Origin of the sequence: Bradyrhizobium elkanii USDA 76, assembly GCF_023278185.1 — a bacterium.
GTDB lineage: Bacteria > Pseudomonadota > Alphaproteobacteria > Rhizobiales > Xanthobacteraceae > Bradyrhizobium > Bradyrhizobium elkanii.
Map to the genome: position 1 here is coordinate 8,659,511 of NZ_CP066356.1, position 15,809 is coordinate 8,675,319.

General features: G+C 65.3%; 12 protein-coding genes and 1 pseudogene. 11 read left to right on the plus strand and 2 right to left on the minus strand.

The genetic code is table 11. The features are described 5' to 3' along the window. Positions 1-31: 31 nt before the first annotated feature. The gene (locus tag JEY66_RS41045; RefSeq protein ID WP_018269465.1) at positions 32-1,252 is read left to right on the plus strand and encodes an ABC transporter substrate-binding protein; all 1,221 of its coding nucleotides are present in this window, start codon (positions 32-34) and stop codon (positions 1,250-1,252) included. Between the two features lie 272 nt (positions 1,253-1,524). On the opposite strand, the gene JEY66_RS41050 is transcribed toward JEY66_RS41045, so the two are convergent. After that, the gene (locus tag JEY66_RS41050) at positions 1,525-2,289 is read right to left on the minus strand and encodes a helix-turn-helix domain-containing protein (RefSeq protein ID WP_016842255.1); all 765 of its coding nucleotides are present in this window, start codon (positions 2,287-2,289) and stop codon (positions 1,525-1,527) included. Between the two features lie 253 nt (positions 2,290-2,542). Here JEY66_RS41050 and JEY66_RS41055 point away from each other — a divergent pair, with 253 nt between their 5' ends. The 3 genes and pseudogenes from JEY66_RS41055 to JEY66_RS41065 all read left to right on the plus strand — a co-directional run bounded on the left by JEY66_RS41055 (position 2,543) and on the right by JEY66_RS41065 (position 8,006). Next, a complete protein-coding gene (locus JEY66_RS41055) occupies positions 2,543-4,756 on the plus strand; it encodes a marine proteobacterial sortase target protein (RefSeq protein ID WP_370146020.1) in 2,214 nt (737 codons plus the stop codon). Positions 4,757-5,022: 266 nt separating this feature from the next. Beyond that, a pseudogene (locus tag JEY66_RS41060) lies at positions 5,023-5,613 on the plus strand (class GN sortase). 170 nt (positions 5,614-5,783) lie between these two features. Next, entirely contained in the window at positions 5,784-8,006 is a 2,223-nt protein-coding gene (locus JEY66_RS41065; protein WP_018269462.1) for an acetate--CoA ligase family protein, read from the plus strand. Between the two features lie 151 nt (positions 8,007-8,157). On the opposite strand, the gene JEY66_RS41070 is transcribed toward JEY66_RS41065, so the two are convergent. After that, the gene (locus JEY66_RS41070) at positions 8,158-8,919 is read right to left on the minus strand and encodes a S1 family peptidase (RefSeq protein WP_026192126.1); all 762 of its coding nucleotides are present in this window, start codon (positions 8,917-8,919) and stop codon (positions 8,158-8,160) included. A gap of 416 nt (positions 8,920-9,335) precedes the next feature. Between JEY66_RS41070 and JEY66_RS41075 the strand changes: the two genes are divergently transcribed. The 7 genes from JEY66_RS41075 (at position 9,336) to JEY66_RS41105 (ending at position 15,368) form a co-directional block, all read left to right on the plus strand. Then, positions 9,336-10,010, plus strand: a complete 675-nt coding sequence (locus JEY66_RS41075; protein ID WP_016842274.1) for a LuxR C-terminal-related transcriptional regulator — start codon at positions 9,336-9,338, stop codon at positions 10,008-10,010. A 352-nt stretch (positions 10,011-10,362) separates the two neighbouring features. Continuing rightward, entirely contained in the window at positions 10,363-12,816 is a 2,454-nt protein-coding gene (locus JEY66_RS41080) for a S8 family serine peptidase (RefSeq protein ID WP_016842275.1), read from the plus strand. Positions 12,817-12,988: 172 nt separating this feature from the next. After that, positions 12,989-13,180, plus strand: coding sequence for a hypothetical protein (locus JEY66_RS41085; RefSeq protein ID WP_016842276.1), 192 nt, complete (start codon positions 12,989-12,991; stop codon positions 13,178-13,180). 58 nt (positions 13,181-13,238) lie between these two features. After that, complete coding sequence (locus tag JEY66_RS41090) at positions 13,239-13,418, plus strand: hypothetical protein (protein WP_016842277.1); 180 nt, start codon at positions 13,239-13,241, stop codon at positions 13,416-13,418. A gap of 36 nt (positions 13,419-13,454) precedes the next feature. Further along, a complete protein-coding gene (locus tag JEY66_RS41095) occupies positions 13,455-13,796 on the plus strand; it encodes a hypothetical protein (protein WP_125459406.1) in 342 nt (113 codons plus the stop codon). Positions 13,797-13,893: 97 nt separating this feature from the next. Then, positions 13,894-14,580, plus strand: a complete 687-nt coding sequence (locus JEY66_RS41100; RefSeq protein WP_016842279.1) for a methyltransferase family protein — start codon at positions 13,894-13,896, stop codon at positions 14,578-14,580. Between the two features lie 155 nt (positions 14,581-14,735). Beyond that, entirely contained in the window at positions 14,736-15,368 is a 633-nt protein-coding gene (locus JEY66_RS41105; protein WP_174771020.1) for an HAD-IA family hydrolase, read from the plus strand. The last annotated feature ends 441 nt before the right edge of the window (positions 15,369-15,809 follow it).

Genomic DNA, 15,809 nt, shown 5'->3' on the forward strand with positions numbered 1-15,809 from the left:
CCAACCAAGATCAATCGAGGAAATTGCCTTTATGAAAACAACAACACTGCCGCTGCTGGCGGCCGCCACGGCGCTCTGCCTGCTCTCCACCCAGGCCGCCTTTGCTCAAAAGAAATATGATACCGGCGCCTCCGACACCGAGATCAAGATCGGCAATGTCGAGGCCTATAGCGGTCCTGCCTCCGCCTACGGCGTCATCGGCAAGACCGAAGAAGCCTATTTCAAGATGATCAACGACCAGGGCGGCATCAACGGCCGCAAGATCAACTGGATCTCCTATGACGACGGCTACTCGCCGCCGAAGACCGTGGAGCAGATCCGCAAGCTGATCGAGAGCGACGAAGTCTTCCTGGTGTTCAACGCGCTGGGCACGCCGACCCAGACCGCGGTGCAGAAGTATCACAACGCCAAGAAGGTGCCGCAGCTGTTCCTCGCTACCGGCGCCAGCAAGTGGAACGATCCGAAGGATTTCCCTTGGACCATGGGTTTCCAGCCGAGCTATCGCGTCGAGGCGCGGATCTTCGGCAAGTACATCCTGAAGGCCAAGCCGGATGCCAAGGTCGCGATCTTCTATGCCAATGACGATTTCGGCAAGGACTACCTGGTCGGCTTGAAGGAGATCCTCGACAAGTCGAGCGTCAAGATCGTCGCCGAAGAGAGCTACGAGACCACCGAGCCGTCGATCGACTCCCACATCGTCAAGCTGAAGGACACCGGCGCCGACGTATTCGTCAACATCTCGACGCCGAAATTCGCGGCGCAGGCGATCAAGAAGATCGCCGAGCTCAACTGGAAGCCGGTGCAGGTGATGACCGACGTCTCGATCTCGATCGGCGCGGTCATGAAGCCCGCCGGGCTCGAGGCCTCGGAAGGCGTGCTGTCGGCCGGCTATCTGAAGGACGCGTCCGATCCGCAGTGGAAGAATGATGAGGGCATGAAGAAGTTCATGGCCTTCGCCGAGAAGTACATGCCGGGCGCCAACCTCGCCGACGCCAATCTGGTCTATGGCTACGCCGCGGCGCAGACCATGGTGCAGGTGCTGAAGCAGGCCGGTGACAACCTGACGCGTGAAAACGTGATGAAGCAGGCCGCCAGCCTCAAGGACTTCACGCCCGACACGCTGATCCCCGGCATCCGGATCAACACCAGCGCGACCGACTTCGCGCCGGTCGAGCAGCTTAAGATGATGCAGTTCAAGAACGGGCAGTGGGAGCTGTTCGGCGACATCATCAGCGCCGAGACCGGCGGCTAGCGCAGCGCAGGACGCCCACATCAGCCATCGCGAAGCCGCCCATCCGGGCGGCTTCGTTGTTTTTACGGATCGCTGGTGATGCCGAGCCGAGCGACGCGCAAGCTATCTCACCGTCACCCTGAGGAGCCGCGAAGCGGCGTCTCGAAGGGTCGACGGCCCGGTCGGTGGCCGTGCATCCTTCGAGACGCGCTACGCGCTCCTCCAGCGACAAAGGCGAAGCCTTTGCGCGGGGATGACGGGATTGGCATCGTGAAGTTGACGTAGCCGGTCGATTATCCCGGCAAAAAGATCGCGAACGGCTCGTCGATCGTGCGACGCAGATGCTCGCGATAGGCGGCGTAGTTCGCATCGTCCGCCGACACCCGGCCGAGGCTCGGCTTGGGCACGTTCTTCACCGGCAGGAACGCGATCGGCGCGGCGACCGGCGTCAGCAGCGAGCCGCGGCCAGCAAGCAAGGTCGTGATGATGCCGTACATCTCGCCGGAATTGCGCGGGCGCGACACCGTGATCACGCGATGCTGGCCGTGTCGGTTGGTCACGAGGTAGACGAAGCCGGATTCATTGGGCACCGCCACCTCGCCATACTGGGTGTAATCGGCATCCTGCCGTTCGCCCTCGCGAAAGCCGAGCGACGATGACGCTTCGTCCCAGGTAATCTCGGTGCGATAGGCATAGAGCGCGCCCTGTTCGCCGAACGACGGACGCACCGTGATGTAGGTGCCCTCGATCCGCGCCACCGCGCGGCGGGAGTAGGATCCGAGGCTGTCGGGCGCGATCCCGCCATTGGCGGGTGCGGCCACCGTGATCGTCTCCGGCAGCTTACGCAGGGACACACCCAGCGCCTGCTCCAGCCGCACCGTGGTCGCCAGCGTGAACGGGCGGCGGCCGCCGAGCACCTTTTCCAACGTCGAGAGGCTCAGCTTCGCCTGCTCGGCCAGCGCCTGCCGCGAGATTCGGCGGCGCGCGATTTCCTCGCGAATGGTCTCCGCGACCTGCCGGCTCTGCTCGGCGGACAGCTGCTTGTCAGGCGTCGGCATCCAGATTCCTGCCCGGTTCCCCTTGATTCCGCGCAGTCTAGCAGACCGCACAACCCATCACAAAACCGCACAAACCCGCCTCCCGCGGCGGCGGGCCGCGCCGGACCGCGGCCAATCATTGCCGATCATTCTGCTCGCGCCAAAACCGCCGTTCTCCATGATCGCGAGGCAGCGAAAGCCTCGCTCGGGAGTGACGAAAATGACGATTTACGATGCATGTGAGAGCAGCCCGCAGATCCGCCTGTCGCGCAGGATGCGCATTGCGCTGTTCTTCCTGGTGGAAGGTGTGGCCGCGCTGGTGATCGGCTTTGCGGCCTTATTCGTGAGTTTCGATCCGGTGTGGTCGGCCGAGCTGCCGCAACAGGCGGTGCTGCGGCCAAGCGATGCGCGCTCCGGCTCGCTGCTGTTCAAGACCGACGATGGCTACAGGGATGCGCTCAGGCTCGGCGTCGATGTCGACCTCACGGTGTCGGGCCCGACCGTCCGCGCCCGCGTCACGCAGATCTTCCGCAACCCGACCAAGGACTGGGTGGAGGCGACCTATGTCTATCCGCTGCCGGCGGGCGGCGCGGTCGACACGCTGAAGATGGTGGTCGGCGACCGCGTCGTGGTCGGCGACATCAAGGAGCGGCAGCAGGCTCGCGCGATCTATGAGCAGGCCAAGCAGAACGGCCAGAAGGCCGCGCTCACCGAACAGGAGCGGCCCAACATCTTCACCAATTCGGTCGCCAATATCGGCCCCGGCGAAACCGTGCTGGTGCAGATCGAGTATCAGGAGCCGGTGCAGCAGAACGGCAGCGAATTCTCGCTGCGGGTGCCGATGGTGGTCGGCCCACGCTACAATCCGCGCCCGGTGGTGCAGAGCGTCGACCTTCGCGCCGACGGCAACGGCTGGGGCACCACCGATCCGGTGCCGGACCGCGACCGCATCTCCTCCGAAGTGCTCGATCCCGCCCAGAATGCGCCGGTCAATCCAACCAACGTCACGGTGCACCTCAACGCCGGCTTCCCGCTCGGCGAGGTGAAGAGCCATTTCCATCAGGTCAGGATCGAGAGCCCCGACAGCACCACGCGCATCGTCAAGCTCGCCGAAGGCCCGGTGCCGGCCGATCGTGATTTCGAGCTGACCTGGAAGCCGGCCGCCGAGAAGGCGCCGTCGGTCGGGCTGTTCCGCGAGCATGTCGGCAATTCCGACTATCTGCTCGCCTTCGTCACCCCGCCGTCGGTCGAGCAGCCGCAGCAGAAACCGTTGCCGCGTGAGGTGATCTTCGTGATCGACAATTCCGGCTCGATGGGCGGCACCTCGATCATCCAGGCCAAGGCGAGCCTGACTTACGCGCTCGGTCGCCTGCAGCCGACCGATCGCTTCAACGTGATCCGGTTCGACGACACCATGGATACGCTGTTTCCGGCACCGGTCGCGGCCAACAGCGCCAATATCGGCAACGCGACGGCGTTCGTCAGCGCGCTGCAGGCCCGCGGCGGCACCGAGATGGTGCCGGCGATGCGCGCGGCGCTGTCAGACACCAACCACGACGACGCCAATTACGTCCGGCAGGTCGTGTTCCTGACCGACGGCGCCATCGGCAACGAGCAGCAATTGTTCGAGACCATCAGCGCGCTCCGCGGACGCTCGCGGGTATTCATGGTCGGGATCGGCTCGGCGCCGAACACCTATCTGATGACGCGCGCCGCCGAGCTCGGCCGCGGCACCTTCACCCATATCGGCTCGGTCGAGCAGGTCGACGAGCGCATGCGCGGCCTGTTCGCCAGGCTCGAGAACCCGGCGGTGACGAACCTCTCGGCGAAATTCTCCGAGGCGACGGCCGATCTGACGCCGTCGGCGCTGCCCGACGTCTATCGCGACGAGCCGCTGGTGCTGGCCGCCAAGCTCGACAAGCTGACCGGCTCGGTCGAGATCAAGGGCCGCATCGGCGACCGTCCGTGGAGCGTGACGCTGCCGCTCGCGAATGCCGCCGAGGGCAAGGGCCTGTCGAAACTGTGGGCGCGCCGCAAGATCGCCGATGCCGAGGTGGCGCGCACCACGCGACAAGAGAGTCCCGAGGACGCCGACAAGACCATCCTCGCGCTGGCGCTGGAGCATCAGCTCGTGACGCGGCTGACCAGCCTTGTCGCGGTCGACAAGACGCCGAGCCGTCCCGAAGGCGAGCCGCTGAAGTTGAGCGAACTCCCGCTCAACCTGCCCGCCGGCTGGGATTTTGCGAAGCTGTTCGGCGAGCGCCCGAGTCTGCCGGCCGTCCCGGGCGAGCGGCGCGCCGACGGTGGCGACGGCAAGGTGCAGCTCGCTGCGCTGAAGCGGTCACCGGTCGCCACGCAAGCTCCCGGCACGATCCAGCTGCCGAAGACCGCGACCGATGCGGAGCTGAAGATGATCGCGGGCGTGATCCTGCTCACGGTCAGCCTTCTTCTCCTGGTGTTCAACCGGCGTCAGACGTCGCCCCAATGACGTCGGATGAAAGGAGGAGGCGCCCCCCAACCTCCTCCTTCAAGAGCGCGCGCGGCCTTCCATCCGTCCCCCAGGGGCCGCGCGCGCAGCTTCTCCCGCCCGAGGAAGGCATCGCGCGAATTTCCAACCCTCACCCTGAGGAGCACGCGAAGCGGGCGTCTCGAAGGGCGAGGCCACCGGACCGGCCTCATCCTTCGAGACGCGCTGCGCGCTGCTCGGGATGAGGGTCAGACAGTCGCTTCTCGCAATGGCCAGAGCAGAACAAAATGCCCCGCTTCATTCCACCCATCGCGTTCGCCCTCATCGGCCTGATCCTGTTCGGCCAGGGCGCCTATATCCACGCCAAGGCGCTGCTCGCGCAGGTGCTGCTGGAGCGCGCCTTCGCACAGAGCATCGCGACCGGCCAGCCGGTGAAGCCGTAGAGCTGGGCCGATACCTGGCCGGTGGCGCGGATCGAGGTGAAGCGCCTGCACGCGTCCGCGATTGCGCTTGCCGGCAGCAGCGGCCAGGCGCTGGCATTCGGCCCCGGCCATGTCGAACAGACCGTCGATCCCGGCGAGCGGGGCGTGGCGGTCTATTCCGCGCACCGTGACACGCATTTTCGCTTTCTCAGGGATGTCACAATCGGTGACGAGATCGACGTCACACGAAGCGACGGCAAGATGTTTCGCTATCGGGCCGATCGCAGCTCGGTGGTCCGCTTCGATCAATCGGGGGTCGATCCGATTACTGACCGACATGAACTTGTGCTATCGACCTGCTGGCCGTTCGATGCGCTGACATCGGGGCCCGAGCGTTATCTGCTGCACGCGACCTTGATCGAAACGGATACGCGCCCGCGCGAATCGGGTTCCTGATAGGCAATCAATTTTGCGCCTGCCGGGATATTGCGCGCGGTGCCCTGACCTGCGCCGGCATGAGTTGCTACCCCCTTTCCCTCGCCATAAAAACAATGAAAAATCGCGCGCCTCACGGTGATCCGCCGTGGCCACAGGAAACAACGACAACAAGGATAAGGGCAGGCTCCATGGAAGCTTTCGCAAGCACCGCGTCTCATGTGTCCCACAAATGGGCGCCGCCCGCGGACGCCAGCGATATCGTCAAGAGCATCCACGCGATGCTGCATCCGCGCAACATCGTGCTGGTCGGCGCCACCGACAAGCCCGGCAATTACGCCGAACGGATCTGGAACAATCTGGTCAAATACGGCTACGCCGGCGGCCTCTATCCGATCAACGCCAAGCGCGAAGCGATCTGGGGCGTCACCTGCTACAAGGACTTCGCCAGCCTTCCCGAAAAACCCGACCATGTGCTGGTGCTGGTGCCGGCCCGGTTTGCGGTACAGGTGATCCGCGATGCGGCCGCGGCCGGCGCGCGCTCGGCGACCATCGTCACCTCCGGCTTCAGCGAATTGCAGGATGAAGAGAGCCAGCGGCTCGCGGTCGAGCTGAAGCAGGCGATCAAGGAGACCGGGCTTGCCGTCACCGGCCCGAATTGCCTCGGCAATCTCAGCGCCGGCGAGAACCTGTTCACCAATATCGACGACCGCATCGTCACCATGGAGCAGGGCGCGGTGGCGATCGCCGGCCAATCCGGCGCGATCGTGATGGCGATCCGGCAGGCGCTGGAGGATCGCGGCGTCGGCGTCGGCTACATGGTCACGACCGGCAACGAATCCGGGCTCGAGACCCCGGACCTGATGAGCTATTTCGCCGCCGATCCGAGCATCCGCGTCATCGTGGTCTATCTCGAAGGCGTCAGGAACACGAAAGTGTTCCGCGATGCCTGCAAGGCCGCGCGCGCCGCCGGCAAGCCGGTGATCGCGCTCAAGCTCGGCGCCTCCGAAGGCGGCCGCGCTGCGGCGATGGCGCATACCGGCGCGCTCGCCGGTTCGATCGAGACATTCGATGCGATCTCGACCCGCGAGGGCGTGATCCGGGTGCGCGGACTGGATGAACTGATCGAAACCACCGAATGCTTCGTCCATGCCGATCCGCCGAAGGGCAATCGCCTCGCGGCGGTGTCGCTGTCGGGCGGCAAGCGCGGGCTTCTGATCGACGCGTTCTATTCCGCCGGCCTGAATTTTGCGCCGCTCAGCCCGAACGCCTCGGAGCAGCTGGCGAAGATGCTCGGCCCCGGCAGCATCGTCGGCAATCCGCTCGACGCCGGCTTTGCCGCGGTGGTCGATCCCTCCGTCTACATGAAGTCGATCAAGATCATGATCGACGATCCCGACACCGATATCGTCATCATCGATGCCGAGCTGCCGAAGGCGCCGCACGAGCTGCGCGAGCGCAATTTGCGCATCGTCAACGAGATGGCGGGCCAGGCCAACAAGCCGGTGATCTATATCAGCGCGATGTCGATCGGCTTCACCGAATTCACCAAGGGGCTGCGCAAGTCGCTGCCCGATATCGCGGTCATGCAGGGCCTCGACCGCGCGGTCGGCGCGATCAAGTCGCTGATCGAATATGCCGGCCTGCGCAAGGAGGTGCCCGATATCGCGTCGAGCTCGAAGGCATCGGCGCGCGCGGTGCTGGAGAAGACGCTGAAGGCCGCCAACGGCGCCGCCGCGCTCGACGAGGTCGCCTCGAAGAAGCTGCTCAGGGCCTATGGCATCCCGATCTCAAAGGAAGAGGTTGCGCAGACCGCGGCGGAGGCCGTGAAGATCGCCAAGCAGATCGGCTTCCCGGTGGTCGCCAAGGTGGTCAGCCCCGACATCCTGCACAAATCCGATGTTGGCGGCGTGGAGCTGAATCTCGCCAGTGCGGCCGAGGTGAAGAAGGCGTTCAACGACATCACCGCGCGGGTGAAGAAGTTGAAGGGCAAGCCGAAGCTCGAAGGCATCCTGATCGCGCAGCAGGTCAAGGCCGACCTCGAGCTCGTGGTTGGCGCCTCGCTCGACGCCGAGATGGGCCCCGTCGTGCTGTTCGGCACCGGCGGCGTCGATATCGAGCTGATGAAGGACGTCGCGCTCGCCGGCGCGCCGCTCGACGCCGCCGAGGCGAAGGAGCTGATTGCCAGGACCAAGGCCGGGGTCAAGATGAAGGGCTATCGCGGCAAGCCCGCGCTGCACGAGCCGTCGGCGGTGAAGGCGCTGGTCGGTCTTTCCAACCTGATGGCCGACGCCAATGGCCGCATTGCCTCGATCGACGTCAACCCGTTCCTGATCAACAGCAAGCTCGGCGTCGCCGTCGACGGCCTGATCGTGCTGAACAACGCCGCCGCGAACAAGGCCGCAGGGCATTAGGCTTCACTCCCTCTCCCCGTTCTTACGGGGAGAGGGTCGGGGTGAGGGGCTCTCTCCGCGAGGCGGTACCAGACGAAAGACCTGTACCCCCTCACCCGGATCGCATCTCACGATGCGATCCGACCTCTTCCCGCATGCGGGGCGAGGTGACTTAAAAGCTCGCACCCCACTGCCGCGCGGTCTGCATCACCCAGTCGCGATAGAGTGTCAGCGGCGTCACGCCGGTGATGCCGCCGCAGCCGGCGGCGCCGTTCGGCCCCGTCGACCAACTCACCACGCCGACGATCGCAGGGCCGCCCTGCTTGTCCTCGAACACCGGCGCGCCGGAATCGCCGGTGCAGGCCCCGAGCCCTTCGCGCACGCCCTGCCCGACCGGATCGACGAGACGGATCTGCAACGTGCCCGGCTTGCCGCTCGCGATCAGGCCGGCGACGCGCGTGGCGCCACCGCTTTTGCCGTCACCGCGCACGGTGACGCCGACGCCCGCGATGGTGAAGCGGCCGCCGACCTGGATCGGAATGTTTGGCATGCCGAGCGCGGCCGGCGCCTTGCCTGCGGCCGGCGCCGCGAGCTGCAGCAGCGCGACATCGGCGGTCGCGACATGATTGGTCATCGCCTGCATCCGGAAGCCGGGATGGATCGCAACCGTCCTGACGTCCTGCAGCTTCGGCTGCCTGTCCGCGCCATATTCGACGATCTTGTAATCGGCGCCGGGCTGCACGCAATGCGCCGCGGTCAGCACGACCTTCGGCGCGATCAGCGCGCCGGTGCAGAAATTGCCGCGCGAGCCGACGATGGTGACGACGGAGCGCGCAACGCCATCCGTCGACGGCGCGCCGCCGCCGACGATGGCCAGCGCCGGCGTTGCCACCAACAGGCTAAGAAAAGCCGTCGCTCGAATTACGCTCGTCATGGAACCCCGTCGGTCTGCTTCTGAATCGAGCCCATTCGAGCCGCGGCATCGCGTCGCTCGCACCCGGCTCTGGAGAACACGCAATATTGTACAGAGCATCCAGGCCTGCATGCGTCAATTGTCTAAATATCTAGGCGTCGATCACTACGGCGTTGAAGTCGCCGCCGGAATCCAGCACCGCCATCGCGCGCCGGCGCCACACATCGACGTCTGTCGCGAGACGCACCATGTCGGATCGCGCGCCTCATGTGAACTGCGTCTCTTGATTGCCTGCATCGGGGTCGTAATTTCGGCGTGATACTAATACAACCTCCGGCAGCATATCGCATACTTACTTTCATGACTTTCTGGATGCCGGTGCCGTTGATCTCAACACGGCGTTTCCATCCGCCATTTCGTTGAGTTAGAGGATAACGATGAGGATAGCGGTCGTCACGCCGATCAGGCTGTTCAGCGAGGGGCTTACCTCGAGTTTCCAGAACCACGCCGAGTTTGCGATTGCGGCGGCGGTGTCCGATCTCGCCGGCCTGCGCGAGACCCTCGAGACCGGCAGTGTGAATGTCATTCTGATCGACGTCACACAGGGTATCGATCTCGACGAAGTGCGCGTGATTGCCAGCGATCATGCGGATGTCGCGCTGGTGGCGCTCGGTCTCAACGAAGATCGGCGCGACGTGGTCCGCTGCGGCCGGGCCGGTTTCAGCGGCTACATCTCCCGGAACGCCAGCTTCGATGAGCTATGCCGCGCGCTGTCGGACGTGGCATCGGGGCGGCTCGCCTGCAGCGCCGAGATTTCCGGCGGCCTGCTGCGCGCGCTGTTCTGCATGGAACGTCAGACGGATACGATCGACGCGGACCAGGGACTGACGCGCCGCGAAGGCGAGGTTCTCAAGCTGATCGGACAAGGCATGTCGAACAAGGAGATCGCGCGCGATCTCAATCTCAGCCTTGCGACGGTCAAGCACCACGTCCATCACGTGCTGCAGAAGCTCGGCCTGCCGCGCCGGGCACAGGCGATGCGACGGGTGCGCGAAGCACCGTGGATCGCATCATCGGCAGCGATCCCCGATCGGGCCCGCGAGCTCGACTGACACCAGCATCCCGAATTCCGTGTTCGGCCGACGCGCAGACGCGTTCGCGCACCGGAGCGCAGATGCACACGTGTTTGCCCCGGGCGCGCGCAATGGTGCGGCGAGATCGGTCTCGGCTAAACCCTTCGATCGATCGTCCGAGCTGCAGGATCGATCTCATGGACCGATCGATCCGTATCGTCGGCTCGATCCTTTCTGATCCACCGCGGCGAATAGGCCTTAGGCGTCACAGCTGCCACAACTGCACCAACGCAACGACCTGCCGCTCTGCTGGATCGCTGCGTGAAAGCAAATTGCCGCGGAAGATGGATCGGCTGCACGGATTTGCGGCAGGCCGGTCGGGATTGATTTCATGAATCCAGTTGCCGACATCGCTGGTCTGGCTGCCTTGTGGCAGAAAACGTCGGGCGGCGACCCCGCGGTGAAGATCGCGATCATCGACGGCCCCGTCGATCTCAATCATCCTTCGCTCCGGCAGGCCCGCGTCGCCAGCGGCGGCGAGTTCGTTGCACCGGCTTCGCCGATGATCCAGTCCGAGCACGGCACGCATGTGACGAGCGTGCTGATGGGCACGCCCGGCAGCCCGGTGCTCGGCGTCGCGCCGAATTGCAGCGCGACCGTGTTCTCGATCTATCGCGAGAATGCCTCCGGTCAGATCGAGCCGTCCTCGCAAAGCACCCTGGCGCTCGCGATCAACCAGGCGCTCGCCGCCGGTGCCGACGTCATCAATATCAGCAGCGGCCAGCAATCCGCGACCGGTCAGGCCGACCGCATTCTGGTCGACGCGGTCCGCGCTTGCGAGCGCGCCGGCAAGCTGATCGTCGCCGCTGCAGGCAATGACGGATGCCGCTGCGTCCAGGTGCCGGGCAGCCTCGCTTCGGTGCTTGCGGTCGGCGCGTGCGATCCGGTCGGCAATCCGCTGCCCTTCAGCAATTTCGGCGACGCCTATCTCGAGAACGGCATCCTCGCGCCGGGCGAGAACATCGCCGGCGCCTCGCCGGTCCGCAATATCAGCCTGCGCTCCGGAACGAGTTTTGCGGCGCCGATCGTCACCGGCGTCGTCGCCCTGCTGCTCTCATGCCTGCGCCAGACCGGACGCAAGGCCGATCCGCAAGCCATCCGTGCCGCGCTGCTCGAAAGCGCGGTGCCCTGCCGCAGCGACGGCAGTGCCTCGCGCTGTCTCGCCGGGCGGCTCGATATTCCCGCGGCTGTCGCCGCCCTGCTTGGCGAGCAGGCGGACGCCGTCATGCCGTCGGGTACCACGGCCGCGGCTCCCCATTTCCGGGGAGTGTCCGCGCGCCCTTTCGTCCAACCGTTATCCGCCGCTCAGCCAACTGCAACCAGAGAGGGTTCCATGGGAGATCTATCAGCAATGTCTGCACCATCGGCTCCGCGCATATTCGGGCCGGACGGCTCGGTTCTGCGCAGCAGCGCCGGGATCATGCCAAGCGAAGCGCAGCCTGCTGCGCCGGCAGCGCCTGCGGCCGTCGCCGCGCCCGTTGATCACGGCGTCGCCGCCGCGCCGATCGCAGCGCCGGCGCCCTATCCGTATCACGCGCCCCATGCGGGCGGCGACATGGTCTGGATGCCGACGCCGGCACCGCAGATGGTCATGCCGCCGATGATGATGCCGCAGATGGCAATGCCGGCGGCCGGCATGATGCCGCAGGCCTGGCTGCAGCCGCAGCAGCTGCCTGCGCTGATGCCGAGCAACGCGCTTCCCGTCGCGATGCCGCAGGCGCTGCCGATGTACGAAGCCCCCGCGGTTCGCACCAGCGAGAACAGCTGCGGCTGTGGCGGCGGCCTGCGTCCGCAGGGCGCCGCGGCGGAATCCACCGGACAGCTCGCGTTCCCGATCGGCCGGCTGTTCTACGACTTCGGCAAGGAGGCGCGCCTCGACTACTTCGTGCAGGCCATCGCCAACTGGCGCGACAGCCTGATCGGACGCGGCGATCCGGCGTTCGGGCCGGAGCGCGACCGCTCCGGCGATACCTCGGCGCCGTACAATCCGGCGATCATGGCGCGCTATCTGTTGAACCAGGCCGAAGGTGAGAGCGCGACACCGAGCGGCTCGGGCAACAACTTCCCGGATGCCGATGCCATCATCTGGACGATGACGATCGACTCGATCCCGATCTATGCGGTCAAGCCGCTCGATGTGTTCGGTCTCGGATTCTTCGCCGCGCTGATCCTGGCGCTCTGGCATCAGGAGGTCTCGCATGACGATCCATCGAACACCCGAACCGTGGTCCCGGCCGCGCGCGGCGGCGACGATACGCCACCGACCACGCCCCCGGCTTTCCCGCCGCGCGGCGGTGTTGCGCGGATTTCGATGGCCGGCTGGGTCGACAGCGCCAACACGACCAAGCTCCTGAACGGGACCGTCGTGCCGACGCTGGTGACCGACTGGCGCGGCTTCTACCAGTGGGATCTCTACACGCTGTTCGGGCCCGATCCCGACACCTGGCCGGCCGGCGCGGAAGGCTTCCTCGAGCGGATCTACAACGAGTTCCGCAATGTCGGCCTCTCGCCGCAGGATCGCGCGCTGAACTATTCCGCGATGAATGCCTACAACACGCGGAAGATCTTCACCGACGTCGCCAAGAAGGGCTTGCGGCTCGATACCGTCGAGGTCGACCAGAGCGTCATCTGCCGCCCGGACTCGGTTTGTCACGACGTGACTTACCGCTTCTTCAATCCGACCCAGGTCCTGACCCAGGCGCGCGAAGTCTATCAGTACACGATCGACGTGAGCGACGTGGTGCCGGTGGCGGTCGGACCGCTGCGGCAGTGGCAGGTCTATTGACGCGATTGCTCCTCTGCGTCCGGAGGAGATCAGAACGTGGCGCGAATGCGTCACGTGGTCCAGGGGATCGACGTGATGAGCGATCCCCTGGGCGACGTCCAGCGACGGCTGCCCCGGTCGGTGCCCACCTCCCGTAGTTGCCGTCAATTCAAACCGAAAGAAGGAGCTGAACATGTACGCAAGGAACGACTTTGAGACCTTCGGCAGCGTGCGTAGCCCGATCCAGTGTGAGGGCATCGAGCGCGGTCCGAAGCGGATTGCCGACGTGGCGACCAACGGGTCGGTCAACCCGCAGGGTTGGGGAGAAATCCTCGGCGGCGTCGCGCAGGCGCTGCCGGGTGTCCTCGGCGCCTTCGGCATCTGATCGCCAAACTCGGGGCCCGGCGCTGTCGGGCCCCACCCCCACCTTCGAGGAGGCCGACATGATGCAGAAATCCACCGCCAGGAGCCCACAGCAACAGCAGCAGAACGGTCGCCGGATCGAGCCATCCGGCAAGATCGTCGTGTCGTCAGTCGTGAGCCACGCCTCGCTGATCGCCGCGATCAGCGACCGCAACCCGATCATCGCCAAACGCACCACATCCGACGAAGACAAGTCCTGACGTCGTCGTCGTCACCGAACCTATGGAGCCGATGCCATGGCAAGACCGCCCCGCAAATCCGGATCCGACAGCGCCGCCTCGCCCCCGCCGGCGGAAGCACCTTCCGCAGCGTCACGCATGGCCCAGGCGCGGCGCCCGATGGAGGCAGCTGTTGTCGCCCGTCCGAAGATCGCCACCACTCCCACTCCGCCGACAACGCCGACCTATCTGGCGCCGCCGCAGGGCCCCGGGGCTCCGCAGCAAATGCGCCATGATGGCTCACCGCATTCGGAGGAGCGGCTCAACACCGCGATGAAGATCCTGCTCGATCCCACGGCGCGCGCGCTGCCGAGCAAGGTCTATTCCGGACAGGCGCGAAACTGGACCCGCAGACCGTAATCGGCTTTGCGCGCCGAACAGGCCGCGATCCGCAACCGTGCACGCAACGGCCCGCCCGATCCGGCGGCGCGGCCGTTGCCGTTCGCCGGAGAGCAACATGAACGAGAACGGCAATCCCCCTCGCGTCAACCTGCGCCGCGCCTCCTTCACTTGTGTGGGCCTCGGCACATTCCTGTTTCTCGCGGCCGGCACGCTGCGATGGGCCGGCGCCTGGGTGTTCCTGCTCGAGATCACGATCGGCGGGCTGATCACCGAAGCCTGGCTCGCCCGGCATGATCCGGGGTTGCTGGCGGAGCGGCGCACCGCACGCGGCCAGGCCGGATGGGATCGCGTCATCACGATGATCATGCCGCTGTTGTGGCTGACATGGCTGCCGCTGATGGCGCTCGACGCAGTCCGCTACCAGACATCCATCGCGCCCTTCTGGTTGCAATGCGCCGGCGCCGCGATGATCGCGGCATCGTTCTATATCGTCTACCGGACCTACCGCGAAAACAGCTACGCCGCGCCGGTCGTGAAGATCCAGCGCGAGCGCGGGCATGCGGCGGTGACCACCGGACCCTACGCCTATGTGCGGCATCCGATCTATGCCAGCGGCCTCCTGACCTATGTCGGCACGCCGCTGCTGCTGGGATCCTGGTATGGCCTTGCCATCGTGCCTGTGATGGCGGCGCTGCTCGGCTTGCGGTCGCTGATGGAGGAGCGGATGCTGACCGCCGAGCTCGACGGCTATGCCGAGTATCTCGCGCGGGTGCGCTATCGCCTGGTGCCGATGGTCTGGTGAGCTGGTTCCGCGTGGCGGATTTTTGCCGCGAACTGGCGGCTTGCCTGATCGGCGGCAATTCCAATAAAGAAGGCTGGACGCGCGTTTCCCTGTTGTCCTGCAATCGGCCGGACGATCCGAGGCGAAGCCGCCGCTTTGCAACGGGCAGGACTTTGATGATTGAGGCAGTGATCTGGGATTTCGGCGGCGTGTTGACCACCTCGCCGTTCGAGGCGTTCGCGCGCTATGAGATCGAGCGCGGCCTGCCGATCGACATCATTCGCCGCACCAACGCTGCCAATCATCTCGAGAACGCCTGGGCCAAGTTCGAGCGCGCCGAGATCGATATCGACGCATTCGACGTGCTGTTCGCGACGGAATCGAAGGCGCTCGGCGCCGAGGTGCGCGGCAAGGACGTGCTGCCGCTGCTCTCCGGCGACCTCCGCCCCGAGATGGTCGAGGCGCTGAAGCGCATCAAGGCGAAATTCAAGACCGGCTGCATCACCAACAATCTGCCGGCGAATGCGATCGGCAGCCGCAGCGGACGTACGCTCTATGTCGCCGAGGTGATGGCGCTGTTCGACCACGTCATCGAGTCCGCGAAGATCGGCCTGCGCAAGCCCGACCCGCGCATCTACCAGATGATGGTGGAGACGCTGCAGGTGAACCCGAAGAACTGCGTCTATCTCGACGATCTCGGCGTCAATTTGAAGCCGGCGCGCGAGATGGGCATAACCACGATCAAGGTCGCGAATGCCGCGCAGGCGATCGGCGAGCTTGAAGCCGCGACCGGCCTCACGCTGAGGTGAAGCGGGTTACGCAGCCGGCACGACCAGATGCAGCTTTGCATGGCGCATGCGTATCTGGACTGCCTGAAGTAGGCGATCGACCAGAAGATCGTTGGCCCGCAGCGCAAGGAATTCGTCGAGAGCTGCGCGGGTTGACGGTAGCCGGGCTACGAGACTGTTCTCCTTCCCCCTGAAAGGGGGAAGGTCGGGATGGGGGTCAGCCGCAGACACCAGTGTTAATGGAGAGAGTAGATCCCCACCCGCTTTGCTCTGGCGAGCAAAGCGACCTCCCCTTTTCAAGGGGAGGTTCGAACCACACGCTAACAACTGTATTTGCGCTTGGCGGAAATACCCCGGAACCCTTGCGCTAACGCCAGCCTTTAGCCCTCATGCCTTTGCGGGCCAAACGAGCCTTGTGCTTTGCCCGCAACGGGCGCAGAACAGGTCCGAGTTCAAGGTAAA